Below are 15,368 nucleotides of genomic sequence, written 5' to 3' on the forward strand. Positions count from 1 at the left end.
GGATGCTTAATATAATATTTAACCATAAATCAAGACTATAGAGCGGCAAAACTGGTGATTTTTGCAAAAAAAACGTACAATGCGCTCAGCCAATTTATCTCTAGCAAGGTCAGCCATGTCCAAAACTTCTACCGAGTCAGTGAACACGACAACGACAGCCGCTCTATCAGCCACACAAGACGCTGCGACAGAAACCGTCACTATCTTTAATCCTGCCGCGCCTGCCCTAGTACAAGAGCAGAGCCAGACAGATACTAGCCAACCTTATCACCATAAAGCCAACCACAATCAAAATCGTAGTATCGCACAAAGTAGTGATGTTACGACCGCCAATGCGACTGCCACTATGCCAGTCAGTGCGGCGCCAAAGATTGGTTTTGTGTCACTGGGTTGCCCAAAAGCACTGGTAGATAGTGAGCGTATTATCACTGAGCTGAGCCGCGATGGTTATCAAGTCGCCAGTGATTATGAAGGCGCTGATTTGGTCGTGGTCAATACGTGCGGCTTTATCGAGTCAGCAGTACAAGAGTCGCTCGATGCTATCGGCGAGGCCATCAGCAAAAATGGCAAAGTGATTGTCACAGGTTGTTTGGGCAAAGAAGCGGACAAAATCCGTGCAATGCATCCGGCAGTACTCGCCGTGACGGGCGCACATGCCTATGACGAAGTCATTACGGCTGTTGCGCAGCATGTGCCAAAGCCTAATCGCAGTAAAGATGCCAACTATGACCCAAAGATAGATTTGATCAATGAGGCGGGTATTAAGCTTACGCCAAGTCATTATGCGTATCTAAAAATCTCAGAAGGCTGCAATCATCGTTGCACGTTCTGCATTATTCCAAGCTTACGTGGTGATTTAGACTCGCGTCCGATTGATAATGTGATGAATGAAGCGTTGGCACTTAAAAACGCTGGCGTAAAAGAGCTTCTCATCATCTCGCAAGATACTTCAGCTTACGGGCTGGATCTGAAATATAAAACCAGCTTTTGGAATGGGATGCCGCTCAAGTCAAAATTTTATGACTTATGCCAAGCCTTGAACGGTCTGGGTATTTGGGTACGCCTGCATTATGTCTATCCATATCCACACGTAGACAAAGTCGTTGAGCTGATGGGCGAAAAGAAACTCTTGCCTTATTTAGACATTCCGTTTCAGCATGCCAGTCATCGTATCCTAAAAGCGATGAAACGCCCTGCACACAGTGAAAACACCTTAGAGCGTATCAAAGCATGGCGTGCTATCTGCCCTGATATCGTCATTCGTTCGACCTTTGTGGTCGGCTTCCCCGGCGAGACCGAAGAAGATTTTCAGTGCTTGCTTGATTGGTTGACTGAGGCTCGTCTTGATCGTGTGGGTGCCTTTACCTATTCAGAAGTCGAAGGCGCTGTTGCCAATGCCTTGCCCGACCATGTGCCTGAAGACGTTAAGCAGTCTCGCTATGAGCGCCTGATGACGCTGCAACAAGACATCTCAGCACAAAAACTGCAAGAAAAAGTCGGCAAAACCCTCATGGTATTGGTCGATGAGATTGATAGAGAAGAAGGTATCGCCATTTGCCGTAGCTATGCGGATGCGCCTGAAATCGATGGTCATGTCTATGTCGATGACATTACGGATCAGGTCAAAGTGGGTCAGTTCTTAACGGTCACAATCGATGATGCTAGCGAATATGATTTGTTCGGTAGTTATCAGGGGTAGAATACCTGTGTGACAGACACGCAAAAATTGCCCAATGGCGGGCAGTTTTTGCTACAATTAGCGCAATTTAGCCTTTTTAATACGTATGCCTATATAGGCGGCGTTATGGGCAAACTCGATTTGTATTTTACCGATAATGTTCTTTATAATTCAATGATAAAAGGTGACCTCATGTCTGACAAAAACCCGCGTTACGCTCGTATCTTGCTAAAACTCTCAGGCGAAGCCTTGGCTGGTAGCAAAGACATGGGTATTGATACCGAAGTGCTCGACAAAATGAGCTTGTCTATCGCTCATTTACGTGGACTGGGTGTCCAAGTGGGTATCGTGGTCGGCGGTGGCAATCTATATCGCGGTGCACAATTACAAAAAGAAGGTCTGGTCGGCCGTGTGACTGGTGACCAAATGGGCATGCTTGCGACTGTGATGAACGGTTTGGCAATGCGTGATGCGCTTGAGCGCCGCAATATCAAAACACGCCTGATGTCAGCCTTGCCAATCGGTGAAGTGACTGAGAGCTATAGCAGTCGTAATGCGATTCGTTATCTCAAAAACGGTGAGGTTTGTATCTTTGTCGCAGGCACGGGCAACCCATTCTTTACCACTGATACCGCTGCTTGCTTGCGCGGTATTGAGATCGAAGCTGGCTTGATCCTAAAAGCGACTAAAGTAGATGGCGTTTATGACAAAGACCCAAGTTTGCATTCTGATGCGGTCAAGTATGATGGCCTGACCTTTGATGAAGTGTTAGAGCAAAAGCTTGGCGTGATGGATTTGACGGCTATTGCGTTATGCCGTGAGCATAACGTACCGCTACAAGTGTTTGATATGACCAAACCCAATGCCCTATTGAATGTCATCATGGGCGAAAATGAAGGTACCCGTGTTTTTCATTAATCAGACAGCACTCAGGTAAATAAAGAGCAATCATTGGTAAATGGCCAGTTGCTTAGACAATTAAGACCTTACATAGTTAACAATAAAGAATTTATCGATAGCGATAAATAAGGACACACAATGATCAAAGAGATTAAGCAAGACGGCGAATCACGCATGCAGAAAACATTAGAAGCGCTTGAGAGCACTTTTAGCAAAGTTCGTACAGGTCGTGCCCACCCAGGTATGCTGTCAGGTGTGATGGTCAGCTACTATGGTTCTGATACCGCACTTAACCAAGTAGCCAGTGTCAACGTTGAAGATTCACGCACATTACTGGTTCAGCCATTTGACCGTACAATGGTACAAGCCATTGATAAAGCTATTCGCGAAGCAGATTTGGGTCTAAACCCAATGACCGCTGACGTGATTCGTGTGCCAATGCCAGCATTGACAGAAGAAACACGCCGCGATATGCAAAAACTTGCGCGCAGTGAAGCAGAGAGCAGCCGAGTCTCTATCCGTAATATTCGCCGCGACATGATGAACGACATCAAAGACTTGGCAAAAGAGAAAGAGATATCAGAAGATGACGAGCGCCGCGCGAGTGATGATATCCAAAAAATCACTGACAAATATATCGAAACCATCGATAGCCGTTTGAGCAAAAAAGAAACTGACTTGATGGCTGTTTAAAACTGGCTGTTGTGGCTTATCACAATAACTGGTTAAGCGTCACCCTTAATAGTAGACAGCCAATACTTCATTGCTATTGGCTTTTTACTATTATATTCACTATATTTTACCTGCCATAATATTTCGATTTTCAGATTTTTATTATGGTAAGTTTGTGAATTGTCCATATCGCACTTTTTAATCGCTGCTATGCACGTTATTATTATTCTACCTTAACAATAAGCACTCTCGCCTATGTCTACCTCAGCCGCTTTGGCTCCTGCTATTCTTCCTCGTCATATCGCCATCATTATGGATGGTAACAACCGCTATGGTAAAGCCAATGACTTGGGTAAAGGCCAAGGGCATGTGGCTGGCAAAGACGCGCTAGATCCCATCGTTGAGTACTGTGTTGATACAGGTATAGAGGTGCTGACCGTGTTTGCTTTTTCTAGTGAAAACTGGCAACGTCCACCTAGTGAGGTGGCGTTACTCATGCAGCTATTGGCCTCAACCATCCATGATCAAATGCCTCGAATGAACGAGTATCGCATTCGCCTGCGTTTTATTGGAGACCGCAGTCAACTCAGTCATGACTTACAAGTTTTGATGGCAGATGCTGAAGAAAAAACTGCAGCGTTTGAGGCCATGACCATGGTAATCGCGATCAGTTATGGCGGACAGTGGGATATTGCGCATGCGGCCAAGCAGCTAGCGCAGCAAGTGCAAGCGGGGACGCTAAACGCCGAAGATATCGATACAGAGATGCTAGGTGAGTACGTGCAACTGGCAGACACGCCAGCGGTAGATATGCTGATACGGACTGGCGGTGAGTACCGTTTGTCCAATTTTTTATTGTGGCAGTCGGCTTACGCTGAACTCTTTTTTACCCCGACACTATGGCCAGACTTTGCTGCAGAAGAGCTGGCGACAATGGTGACAGAGTTTGCCCAGCGTCAACGCCGCTTTGGCAAAACCAGTGAGCAGATAGTCATCGAACAACAGCAATAGTAAAATAGTCGTCTTCAAGGCGATATCATTTATATGCGGGCGGTGATGAATACTGCTTGCTTGTGATGTGATAAACCGTTTTAATTGGTGTCAATCGCTATCAGTAGGCCATGGTTGATTGGCTGTTATACTGCATTTTTGACCCTATGTTATTCATTATTATAAGGCTCGATAAGTATGTGGCAACGAATTAAGACGGCTATTGTTCTCGTTATTATCGTTGGTATTGCAATGTTTGCGAGCCAAACGCCTATTTTATTTGCGCCACTTTTGGCCGTTGGCGTGATTATCGCCGCGCATGAGTGGGCTAAATTGATGCCCAAATGGCGTCAGCCTGTAGTATTCGTGCTAATGGTTTTAGTGATAACCCTCATATCGCTGATGTTTAAAGTGACATGGCTGTTTTGGTGGGTGGCGTCACTTGTTATATGGCTGATGGCATTGTCTTGGGTCAGGGTCTTCCCGACACAGACGAGATGGTATGGTAAACAGCTGGCTCTGATGGGTGTGGTTATTTTGACCGCATCAATCACCGCGATGTTTTATCTCTGGCAGCTATCGGCATGGTGGCTACTCTATGTATTCTTATTAGTCTGGTGTGCAGACAGCGGCGCTTATTTTGTCGGTCGTAAGCTTGGTCGCCGAAAGATGGCACCCAATGTCTCACCTAATAAGAGTATGGAAGGGTTGGCAGGTGGTCTGGTCACAGGTCTGCTGGTCGTGATTGCGATTAGTGTCTTTAAACTGCAATTGACAGGTGTGCCACTCATTGCGTTTGTCACATTATCAGCGATAACGATTTTGGCTTCTGTACTGGGTGATCTGTTTGAGTCGATGCTCAAACGCCGCGCTGATGTAAAAGACTCTGGCACGATTTTGCCAGGCCATGGCGGCATACTGGATCGTATTGATTCGCTATTGTCAGCCACACCGATATTTGCACTGGGTTTTTGGGCGATACAACAGTTTGGCCTAATCGTGGTATAGCGCGATGGGGCAGAGGTCGCTTGTTATTTCATAAGTTGCCTCTGACTCCGTATCGCCACTCACTATGATTTTTGATGTTTATCACACCGTATTTTCTTCTTTTATTTATAAGTATCATAGGCACCACTGGTTATGACGCAACGCATCGCCGTACTAGGCGCGACAGGCTCGATTGGTGATAGCACGTTAGCTATCTTAGCGGCACAGTCGCACCAGTATGAAGTATATGCTTTATCAGGCCATCACCGTTTGGACAAGCTGTTTGCACTTTGTCAGCAGTTTTTGCCCAAGCGCGTAAGCGTGCCGACAGCAGCGGTCGATGATTTTGCTAAGCGTCTCAGTAGCGCAGGTCTTGATATCGACGTGGTAGGCGGCGAGCAAGGGCTGATAGAGATTGCGACCGACTCTCAAACCGATACGGTGGTTGCGGCTATCGTAGGCGCAGCAGGCTTGCCTTCTACTTTAGCGGCTGCACGTGCAGGCAAGCGTATTCTGCTCGCCAATAAAGAAGCCTTGGTGATGGCAGGGAAGGTCATGATTGATGCGGTCAAAACGCATCATGCTACCTTGCTGCCACTCGATTCAGAGCACAATGCTATTTTTCAATGTCTGCCATCCGCTATTCAGCAAGACAACACCCAAATCCACCAGTCAGAACATGGTGTACGAAAGCTGTGGTTGACGGCGTCAGGTGGTCCATTTTTACAACAGTCTTTTGCTCAAATGCAACAGGCAAGTGTGGCAGAGGCGGTCAAACATCCCAACTGGTCAATGGGTCAAAAGATATCCGTCGACTCGGCGACGATGATGAATAAGGGGCTTGAGCTGATCGAAGCCTGTCATTTATTTGATTTGCCCGAAGACAAAATAAATGTGATTATTCATCCGCAAAGTATCATTCACTCAATGGTAGAATACAGCGATGGCAGCTTTTTAGCGCAGCTCGGTAGCCCAGATATGAAAACGCCCATTGCACATGCGCTTGCCTACCCAAACCGTATCGACAGTGGCTCGCAGCCGCTAGACTTATATGCGCTCAGTGGTTTGGAGTTTATCGAACCTGATCTACAAAAATTTGCCTGTCTGCGTTTAGCTCGTCAAGCCATGCAAGCAGGGACGCAGGCGACTATTGTCTTAAATGCAGCCAATGAGGTCGCAGTGGCCGCATTTTTAAATGGACAAGTTCGCTTAACTGACATTGCAAATATCAATGAGCAAGCCTTAACGGATATACAGCTGCCACCACTAAGCGTGACGGCTGATATAGAAGACATATTAGCCATTGATCAGATTGCGCGTCATCTTACTGACAAGTTAGTGATGAAGTTAGCGCAATGATAGCCAAATCATAATACGAGTCTTTATTTGAAAAACGACTATAGTCAGTTCAATATAATTTCGATACAAGGAAACCGAGTGCAAGTTATACATTAGTATGCTTAGCGAGGATGACGATGTAACGGATTTATATAGACTTGACTATAGTCAAAAGACGATGTTCAGCATGCTTAAATACAGCTATTAATAAAGATGCTAAGAGACAATACTGAGAAACAATCATGACGTTTTTATTAACGATTCTTGCGGCCATATTTGTCTTAGGGCCACTCATTGCCCTACATGAATGGGGTCATTACATCGTAGCGCGGCTTTGCGGTGTCAAGGTGTTGACATATTCTATCGGTTTTGGCCCCAAATTATTTGGCTGGACGAGCAAAAAGAGTGGCATTGATTATCGTATCTCTGCGCTACCGCTTGGCGGCTATGTCAAGATGCTCGATGAGCGCGAAGGCGAGGTTGCCAAAGATGAGAAGCATCTGGCATTTAATCATCAGCATCCGCTCAAGAAGATTGCGATTACCGCTGCTGGTCCTATCATGAATTTCATCATTGCTATCGCTTTGTTTTGGGTGTTGTTTATGACCCCATCTGAACAATTAGCAACCAAAATTGGTAGTGTATTACCAGGCACACCTGCGGCAATCGCACAGCTGCCGGCTGGTGATAAAATCGTCGCTATCGATGGGCATGACGTTCAGACGTGGGAAGGGATTAACTATCGCCTTGCTGGGCGTATGGGGGAAACGGATAATGTCAGTATCACGCTACAGGCGGATGCTCAAAGCAAGCCATCGACCAAAACCTATCAAGCACCTATAACCGACTTTATGCAGGGCGATGCGCAGGGCAAAGATGCTTTGAGCAGTTTTGGTATGTTGCCATGGCAACCTGATATTGCCCCGATTGTCGGCGACTTAACACCTGATGGTGCTGCTAGCCGCCAAGGTCTACAGGTTGGTGATCGTATCACGGCTATTAATGATGAAGCTATCAAAGACTGGATCAGTGCCACACGTATCATTCGTGACAACCCTGAGACGTTGCTGAATTTTACCGTATTGCGTGATGACAAAGTTGTGCAGTTAGCGATCATGCCTCAAGGTAAAAAAGACAATCTGGGCAATGATTATGGGCAAATCGGTGCGATGGTTGAGCAGTCAGAGATCGTCATTCCTGATGCCTATAAAACCACGGTAGCTTATGGCCCTGGTGAGTCACTAGTTAAGTCATTTGAAAAGACGGAACAGCTAGCCGTTATGACGGTCAGCTCGATGGGAAAAATGCTGTCAGGTATGATTGGTTTGGATAATTTGTCAGGTCCTATTACTATTGCCAAAGTGGCCAAACAGAGCTTTGATATCAGTTGGCAGATGGTCTTGTCTACGGCGGCTTTAATCAGTTTGAGTCTGGCGGTACTAAACCTGTTGCCCATCCCAGTACTTGACGGTGGTCATATCGTTTATCACTTGATTGAGTTAATACGAGGTAAGCCACTCTCGGACGGGGTGCAACTGGTGGGTCTTAACATCGGGCTAGTCTTACTGGCAGGTTTCATGGTGTTAGCAATTGGTAATGACATCAGCCGGCTGTTTTAATCGATTTGTCGGTAGTATCTTTGATAAAGCACGATATACTAATGGTTTTACGACTGCTGGGCCTCAATTGTTGTTATGATACACGCAATACTTTGTGTCGCGGTCTCTGTACTAATCGTAATTTTTAGTTTATTTTGTGATGCATTTTATATAAAGTGTTCTGAGTCACCCACACATTGGTTACGACTTTGTGCGAAACGGGCTAGACAACCTATACTTTTTACCTTAACTTAAGCAATTTTTTATTGACGGATAGTGTTTATGCGTACGCCTTTATTTATGAGCGCGGCTGGGTTGCCGTTAGTTGTAGCGATGATGAGTATGCCAGTCCATGCTGCAGAATTTGTAGTAACTGACATCGGTTTCAACGGCTTACAACGTTTAACCCCTGATAGCCTCTATCCGGTCTTACCTATTACGGTAGGAGATACGGTAAATGACAGTCGCTTAGCCGCCAGTATTAAGGCGCTATATGCCACTGAGAATTTTGCCGATATTCAAAGCCGTGTCGAACGCGGTCAGCTAAGGTTTGATGTGGTTGAACGTCCGACCATTACTGAGGTCACTTTTGAGGGCAATAAGCTCATTCCAAAAGAGGGACTTGAGCAGGGACTGAAAAATGCGGGTCTTTCTGCTGGCGATGTACTAAAGCAGTCTACGCTACAAGGCGTGGCCAACGAATTGCAGCAGCAGTATATCAGTCAAGGGTATTACAACAGTAATATTGAAGTAGACCAAACCGTGCTTGATGGCAACCGTGTCAAGCTGGACGTGCGCTTTATCGAAGGCAAGCCTTCTAAAGTGGTCGATATCAATATTATTGGTAACAATCACTTTAGTGATGAAGAAATCAAAGACGTCTTTGCCGTAAAAGAATCGTCTTGGACACGCCTGTTATCAAAGTCTGATCGTTACGCTCAAGAAAAGCTGGCTGCCAGTCTAGAAAACCTAAAAGCCCTATATCAAAACGATGGCTATGTGCGCTTTTCAGTCGATAATGCGGTACTAAATATCAGTGAAGATAAAAGTAGTGTGTTTGTCGAAGTCAGTCTGACTGAAGGTGAGCAATATCAGTTTGGTGATGTAAACTTCTTGGGTAAACCAACGTTTGATACCAATGAGCTAAAAGAGCTGGTAACGTTTGACCCTAATGAAAAATATTCACAAGCCAAACTAGATGCCACGACAGCAGCGCTCAAAAGTCGCTATGGTAATGAGGGTTATTACCTAGCCCAAGTAAGACCAGTACCTCGTATCAATGACGAGACCAAAATGGTCGATATTGATTACTATATTGATCCGGCGCGTCCCATCTATGTTCGCCGTATTAACTTTACAGGCAATATTAAAACTCAAGACGAAGTATTACGCCGTGAGATGCGTCAGTTAGAAGGATCACTTGCCTCAAGTGAAAAAATCCAATTGTCACGCACGCGCTTAATGCGTACAGGCTTCTTTAAAGCCGTCAATGTCGATGTGAAGCCAGTTCCTAACCAGCCAGATCAAGTTGATGTGAGCTATACAGTAGAAGAGCAGCCATCTGGCAGCTCGACCATTGCAGCGGGTTATTCACAGAGTGGCGGTGTGACCTTTCAGTTGGATCTGACTCAGAATAACTTTATGGGTACTGGTAACCGTGTCAAAGCGGCGTTATCACGTTCAGAAACGCGTGATTCTTATAGCTTGGGCTATACCGACCCGTACTTTACAGAAAACGGTGTCTCCCAAGGTCTGAGCGGATACTATCGCAAAACCAAATATGATGATGATAACGTCAGCAATTATGTGACTGACTCATATGGTGCGACGCTTAATTACAGTTATCCTGTTGATGAAACCAAGCGTGTAAGTGCTGGTATCAATGTTGATAATACAAAAGTGCGTGGCGGTCGATATTTGGGAATCTCTAATGTTCAAGAGATTCTAGATGATGGTGGTACGCAAACATTTGATGATGATACTGATGGCGTTTCGACCTTTAAAAACGACTACCAAACCTATAACTTGTTACTTGGCTGGGACTACAGCACGTTAGACCGTCCAGTGTTCCCGACCAAAGGGATGAGTCACGCAGTTGACGCGACCATCGGTCTAGGTGATGCCAATTACCAAAAACTCGTCTATAGTGGTAACGTATACTACCCTCTGTATAAAGGTACCGTCGCTCGTGGTTATACCAAGCTTGGCTATGGTAACGACTTGCCGTTCTACGAAAACTTTTATGCTGGAGGCTACGGCTCAGTACGTGGTTACGAGTCATCTACCCTAGGGCCTAAATCACAAGTCTATTATGACGCGGTCACTGATCCAGATGATCAGACCTTTACCGCAGAAGAGGTCGGTGGTAACGCTCTAGCAACGTTCGGTGCTGAACTGATTTTGCCAATGCCATTTAAGGGTGATTGGGCAGATCAAGTACGTCCTGTGTTGTTTGCTGAAGGTGGTCAGGTATTTGATACGTCTGACAAAGAAGACAGAACGTTTAATGACTCAGATGTGCCATTACTGACTCAAGACAATGACTTCCGCTATAGTGCGGGTGCGGGTATCACTTGGTATACGCCAATTGGGCCGATATCACTTAGCTATGCCGTACCTTTCGGGGACAAAGAAGGTGATGAGACTGAAAAAGTCCAATTCCAGATTGGTAATACATTCTAAGAAGTCATCCTTGATTCACGCTGTTTGATCCGGTTCGTTTACGGGCTCAAACAAAAGATCATCACGTCTAGTAGGTCGTCAAAACACATGGTTATTTTGACGACCGTTTCATTTATAACCCTACTTTATTAATAATAATTATGATAACGATTGAGCAGCTTATCACTCGAATTGAGCAGCGTCAGCCTGTTGTAAACAAGGCTGAAATACATGCTGAGCAATTGTGTCAACCATTCACTAGCGTCGGTACCCTGACGACTGCTGATCAAAAGCAACTCAGCTTTTTGGCAGACCCGCAGTACATCACTAGTTTGGCCAGTAGTCAGGCAGGTGCTGTATTGGTTACCGAGGCATATCGTGACCAAGTACCTGATGACTCAATCGCCTTAGTCGTTGCCAGCCCTTATTTGGCATATGCTGCTGCCAGTCAGTTGTTTGCCCGTGAGTCACTATCTGAAGGCATTCACCCTAGCGCTGTGATCGCTGATAGCGCGGTCATTGGTGAGCAGGTCAGTATTGGGCCTTTTTGCGTGATTGGTGACAATGTGCAAGTGGGCGCTCGTAGTTCACTCGCAGCTCACGTGGTCATCGAGGCTAATACCAGTATTGGTACTGATTGTGTGATTAAGTCGCAAGTGGTCATCGGGCACGACTGCAGTATTGGAAGCCATGTGAGGCTGCATGCGGGCGTCAGTATCGGCTCTGAAGGGTTTGGGTTTGCACCCACCAAAGATCCTAGCACCACAGGCTGGGAGCGTATTGCTCAATTAGGCCGTGTTATCATCGGTAATCATGTACGAATCGGTAGTCAGAGCTGCGTTGATCGTGGCGCTATTGATGATACGGTCATCGGCAACCATGTTATTATTGATAATCTGGTACAAGTGGCACATAACGTACGTATCGGTGATGGTACTGCTATCGCTGCTCAAACGGGTATTGCAGGTAGTACTACTATTGGCAAACGCTGTATCATCGGCGGTGCAGTCGGTATTACAGGACACATCGATATCACCGATGATGTGACTTTGTCTGGTATGACCATGGCCACCAAATCCATAAAAACCGCTGGATCATACTCCTCTGGCACTGCTGCAATGCCCACTGCCAATTGGCGACGTGCGGCTGTACGCTTTCGTCAGCTTGGCAATAACTGATCGCCATATAACTCAATAAAAAACTTAAGATACAGCAAGGAAGCATCCTTATGAACAGCAATAACATAGATACCCCAACTGACGAAGATATCAAAAGCTTGGCTGAGCAAGGTCTGACGCTGCCATTAACTTACCATACTATTAAGCACTACCTGCCGCATCGCTATCCTTTTATGTTGGTGGATAGAATTGTGTGTTGCACCCCTGGTGAGTGCATTACTGGTATCAAAAACGTGACGATTAATGAGGAATTCTTCAACGGTCATTTTCCTGATGAGCCAATCATGCCAGGCGTATTGATGGTAGAGGCAATGGCACAAGTGTCAGGCGTGCTTGGGTTTATCAGTGCTGGATTAACCGCAGAAGATGGCTATTTGTATCTTTTTGCAGGGGTTGATAAAGTTCGCTTCAAGCGTCGTGTGATTCCGGGTGATCAGCTGATTATTCGTGCCAAAACAGTGATGCAGAGACATGGTATTTATAAGTTTGATTGTACTGTGCATGTCGAGGACGAGCTAGCCGCTAGTGCTCAAGTTATGATTGCACGTCAAGAGCAGCAAAAGGTCAAAGACGCGAAAGAGGCTTAATTTTTTAGTAAGCCAAAGTGCATACAAGCCTATATTAGATCGACTATTACAACTAGAATTAGCAGTTATATTTGACAACGCAGCTTAGTATTAGCCTCATGGTTAGGCCAGATGGGTTGTGTTTTGCTTACTATTTACTCGTATTAAATGATACAAGGGTCCACACTATGAGTCAGATTCATCCCACAGCACTCATCTCCCCATCTGCGCAGATTGATGAGACTGCTATTATTGGTCCTTATTGTATCGTTGGTGACGAGGTGTCAATTGGTGCACATACGGTGTTGCATCGTCATGTGGTCGTGACTAAGCTGACTCGTATCGGTGAGCACAATCAAATTTATCAATTTGCCAGCATTGGTGAAGATCCTCAGGATCTGAAGTATGCTGGTGAGCGTACTTGGCTTGAGATTGGCGATCATAATACGATTCGTGAAGCATGCAGCTTACATCGCGGTACTGCTCAAGATGGCGAGCTAACCAAAATTGGCAGTCACAACCTACTAATGGTCAATACGCATGTGGCACATGATTGTTTGATTGGCGATCACAATGTACTGGCCAATAACGTCGGTGTAGCAGGGCATGTGACTATTGGTGATCATACGATTATCGGTGGTAACTCAGGCATTCATCAGTTTTGTACAGTAGATGACTATAGTTTGATTGGCGGTGCCAGTTTAATTCTAAAAGACGTTGCTGCATTTACGATGGTATCTGGCAATCCAGCAAAAGCGCATGGACTCAATATTGAAGGTATGCGCCGCAAAGGCTGGTCAAAAGAGACCATCAATTTTTTACGCGAAGCCTACCGCACAATTTTCAGATCGGGCTTGACGACCGTAAAAGCGCTTGAGGTTTTGAGTAATGAGATGCTGCCAAAAGAGCCAAAGATTCAGTTGCTCATTGACTCTTTACAGAAGAGTCGCCGCGGCGTAGTACGCTAAACACCTATTGAAATACTATAAAAGGTAAGCCAAAGTATTGTATTTCACACTTTTAATGTACCAAACTTTTATCAATGAGAGATGATATTGCTAAAGGCCATAACCAATTGTTATGGCCTTTTATGTTTATGAGCACTTGACTTTTTTAGTCGCTTAGCAGAAACTTCACAATTATATATTGTTAGACTCTAGTAACTTATTTTAACCAACCGCTAATCTGTAGTCTCTTTAAGTATCTGTCTTAGACTTTCAATGAGTTTGATAGCTTAAAGGGAATTACTATTGAATTTTAGGAGCGTCGCATGGCAGAGCAAAGGGAAAATTGGTCTAGTAGGACGGGGTTTATTATCGCCGCTGTCGGTTCAGCCGTAGGATTGGGTAATATATGGCGTTTTCCATATGTGGCTTATGATAATGGTGGTGGTGCATTTATGGTGCCATACCTGATCGCTTTATTCACGGCAGGTATTCCACTACTGTTTTTAGACTATATTATTGGGCATAAATATCGTTCAGCGCCGCCGCGCGCTTATAAAAAGATGGTGAAGTCTGCTCAATTTATCGGATGGTGGCAGACGCTCGTCTCCTTCGTCATTGCCATTTACTATGCTGCCGTCATCGTTTGGGCGGGCAGTTATATGGTGTTCTCTTTTGGCCAGAAATGGGGAGAGGATACGACAACCTTCTTTGTCAGTGACTTTATCAAACACACAGGGGATCTAAACGCGGTATTTGTACCGCAGATGTTTATAGGTCTTATCCTTGTTTGGGCATTGGCGATGTTGATTATGTTTGGTGGTATCCGTAAGGGTGTTGAGCTTGCCAACAAAATCTGTATACCATTACTTATTGTACTGTTCGGTATCATGGTATTCAAAGCGCTGAGCTTACCGGGCGCTGCTGTTGGTTTGAACGCATTCTTTGAGCCAAATTGGGAAAAAATGAAAGATCCTAACGTTTGGCTTGCCGCTTATGGCCATGTGTTTTTCTCACTGTCAGTAGGTTTTGGTATCATGGTTACCTATGCCTCTTACCTTAAAAAGAATACAAACCTCACCGGTGCAGGCTTGGTTGTCGGTTTTGCCAACTCTTCTTTTGAGCTTATCGCAGGTATCGGGATTTTTGCTGCGATTGGTTTTATGGCAGTATCAACAGGCCAAGATGTTGCAGAAGTGGCTAGTGGTGGTGTTGGATTGGCGTTCTTTGTATTCCCAAAAATCATCTCTACGATGGGTGCTAGTGGTGATTTCGTTGGTTTCTTATTCTTCGGATCGTTAGTGGTTGCAGGTATCAGCTCTTTGATTAGTATTCTTGAAGTGCCTATTTCTGCCTTCCAAGATAAATTTGACTGGTCACGCAAAAAAGCCGTTACGGTAATCGGTGGTGTTTGTGCTGCTATATCTATTGTTGCCTTCTCTACCGGCAGCTCGCTGGTATTGGTCGATGTGATCGATCATTTTGCTAACAATATCGGTATCGTCGCTGGTGGTCTGCTGTCAATTGTCAGCGTCACTTGGTTTAACCGCCAAAAAATCCCAGGCCTACTTGATCATATCAACCGTATTTCTAGTGTTAAACTCGGCGGTGCTTGGGTATTCATGCTAACGGTTATTACACCGACTGTCCTTACGATTGCTTTGGGTCTAAAGCTGATCGATTTGGTTCGAGAGCCTTATGAGGGATATTCAACCTCTATCCTATTATTCTTTGGTTGGGGCGTTGTGGTATTCTTTGGATTGGGTGCATTCATAATGACTCGTATCAAAGGTCGATACGATGATGAGGATGACAAATCACGCTTACTTGATGATGCTCGCTAATCAGATTGAAAT

12 protein-coding genes are annotated in these 15,368 nt (G+C 45.3%); all 12 read left to right on the forward strand.

The features are described from left to right. Window positions 1-115 precede the first annotated feature (115 nt). The 12 genes from rimO to I6E86_RS03485 all read left to right on the forward strand — a co-directional run bounded on the left by rimO (window position 116) and on the right by I6E86_RS03485 (window position 15,356). On the forward strand, window positions 116-1,699 hold the full coding sequence (gene rimO / locus I6E86_RS03430) for a 30S ribosomal protein S12 methylthiotransferase RimO (RefSeq protein WP_197175322.1): 1,584 nt from the start codon (window positions 116-118) through the stop codon (window positions 1,697-1,699). Window positions 1,700-1,870: 171 nt separating this feature from the next. Next, a complete protein-coding gene (gene pyrH, locus I6E86_RS03435; protein WP_194362879.1) occupies window positions 1,871-2,596 on the forward strand; it encodes a UMP kinase in 726 nt (241 codons plus the stop codon). A gap of 120 nt (window positions 2,597-2,716) precedes the next feature. After that, window positions 2,717-3,271, forward strand: a complete 555-nt coding sequence (frr, locus tag I6E86_RS03440; RefSeq protein ID WP_197175324.1) for a ribosome recycling factor — start codon at window positions 2,717-2,719, stop codon at window positions 3,269-3,271. Window positions 3,272-3,505: 234 nt separating this feature from the next. Beyond that, window positions 3,506-4,261 carry a polyprenyl diphosphate synthase gene (gene uppS / locus I6E86_RS03445; protein ID WP_197175326.1) on the forward strand — a complete coding sequence of 252 codons (756 nt, stop codon included), beginning with the start codon at window positions 3,506-3,508 and terminating at the stop codon, window positions 4,259-4,261. Between the two features lie 177 nt (window positions 4,262-4,438). After that, window positions 4,439-5,248 carry a phosphatidate cytidylyltransferase gene (locus I6E86_RS03450; protein ID WP_194362882.1) on the forward strand — a complete coding sequence of 270 codons (810 nt, stop codon included), beginning with the start codon at window positions 4,439-4,441 and terminating at the stop codon, window positions 5,246-5,248. 132 nt (window positions 5,249-5,380) lie between these two features. Continuing rightward, the gene (gene ispC, locus I6E86_RS03455; RefSeq protein ID WP_227680519.1) at window positions 5,381-6,586 is read left to right on the forward strand and encodes a 1-deoxy-D-xylulose-5-phosphate reductoisomerase; all 1,206 of its coding nucleotides are present in this window, start codon (window positions 5,381-5,383) and stop codon (window positions 6,584-6,586) included. Window positions 6,587-6,807: 221 nt separating this feature from the next. Then, window positions 6,808-8,184: an RIP metalloprotease RseP gene (gene rseP / locus I6E86_RS03460; RefSeq protein ID WP_197175328.1), complete on the forward strand. Its 1,377-nt coding sequence runs from the start codon at window positions 6,808-6,810 to the stop codon at window positions 8,182-8,184. Window positions 8,185-8,445: 261 nt separating this feature from the next. Continuing rightward, on the forward strand, window positions 8,446-10,845 hold the full coding sequence (gene bamA, locus I6E86_RS03465; protein WP_197175330.1) for an outer membrane protein assembly factor BamA: 2,400 nt from the start codon (window positions 8,446-8,448) through the stop codon (window positions 10,843-10,845). 140 nt (window positions 10,846-10,985) lie between these two features. Continuing rightward, the gene (gene lpxD / locus I6E86_RS03470) at window positions 10,986-12,002 is read left to right on the forward strand and encodes a UDP-3-O-(3-hydroxymyristoyl)glucosamine N-acyltransferase (protein ID WP_197175332.1); all 1,017 of its coding nucleotides are present in this window, start codon (window positions 10,986-10,988) and stop codon (window positions 12,000-12,002) included. A 50-nt stretch (window positions 12,003-12,052) separates the two neighbouring features. After that, complete coding sequence (fabZ, locus tag I6E86_RS03475) at window positions 12,053-12,589, forward strand: 3-hydroxyacyl-ACP dehydratase FabZ (RefSeq protein ID WP_194362887.1); 537 nt, start codon at window positions 12,053-12,055, stop codon at window positions 12,587-12,589. Between the two features lie 167 nt (window positions 12,590-12,756). Continuing rightward, window positions 12,757-13,536: an acyl-ACP--UDP-N-acetylglucosamine O-acyltransferase gene (lpxA, locus tag I6E86_RS03480; RefSeq protein ID WP_197175334.1), complete on the forward strand. Its 780-nt coding sequence runs from the start codon at window positions 12,757-12,759 to the stop codon at window positions 13,534-13,536. A 302-nt stretch (window positions 13,537-13,838) separates the two neighbouring features. After that, window positions 13,839-15,356: a sodium-dependent transporter gene (locus I6E86_RS03485; protein ID WP_194362889.1), complete on the forward strand. Its 1,518-nt coding sequence runs from the start codon at window positions 13,839-13,841 to the stop codon at window positions 15,354-15,356. The last annotated feature ends 12 nt before the right edge of the window (window positions 15,357-15,368 follow it).

This window comes from Psychrobacter sp. SWN149 (assembly GCF_015864565.1).
Classification (GTDB): Bacteria; Pseudomonadota; Gammaproteobacteria; order Pseudomonadales; family Moraxellaceae; genus Psychrobacter.

What these genes read in the sequence shown, in the direction of transcription:
- uppS (WP_197175326.1), top strand. Translation starts at nt 3,506, where the DNA reads ATGTCTACCTCAGCCGCTTTGGCTCCTGCTATTCTTCCTCGTCATATC.
- fabZ (WP_194362887.1), top strand. Translation starts at nt 12,053, where the DNA reads ATGAACAGCAATAACATAGATACCCCAACTGACGAAGATATCAAAAGC.
- pyrH (WP_194362879.1), top strand. Translation starts at nt 1,871, where the DNA reads ATGTCTGACAAAAACCCGCGTTACGCTCGTATCTTGCTAAAACTCTCA.
- rimO (WP_197175322.1), top strand. Translation starts at nt 116, where the DNA reads ATGTCCAAAACTTCTACCGAGTCAGTGAACACGACAACGACAGCCGCT.
- lpxD (WP_197175332.1), top strand. Translation starts at nt 10,986, where the DNA reads ATGATAACGATTGAGCAGCTTATCACTCGAATTGAGCAGCGTCAGCCT.
- lpxA (WP_197175334.1), top strand. Translation starts at nt 12,757, where the DNA reads ATGAGTCAGATTCATCCCACAGCACTCATCTCCCCATCTGCGCAGATT.
- frr (WP_197175324.1), top strand. Translation starts at nt 2,717, where the DNA reads ATGATCAAAGAGATTAAGCAAGACGGCGAATCACGCATGCAGAAAACA.
- rseP (WP_197175328.1), top strand. Translation starts at nt 6,808, where the DNA reads ATGACGTTTTTATTAACGATTCTTGCGGCCATATTTGTCTTAGGGCCA.
- bamA (WP_197175330.1), top strand. Translation starts at nt 8,446, where the DNA reads ATGCGTACGCCTTTATTTATGAGCGCGGCTGGGTTGCCGTTAGTTGTA.
- I6E86_RS03450 (WP_194362882.1), top strand. Translation starts at nt 4,439, where the DNA reads ATGTGGCAACGAATTAAGACGGCTATTGTTCTCGTTATTATCGTTGGT.
- ispC (WP_227680519.1), top strand. Translation starts at nt 5,381, where the DNA reads ATGACGCAACGCATCGCCGTACTAGGCGCGACAGGCTCGATTGGTGAT.
- I6E86_RS03485 (WP_194362889.1), top strand. Translation starts at nt 13,839, where the DNA reads ATGGCAGAGCAAAGGGAAAATTGGTCTAGTAGGACGGGGTTTATTATC.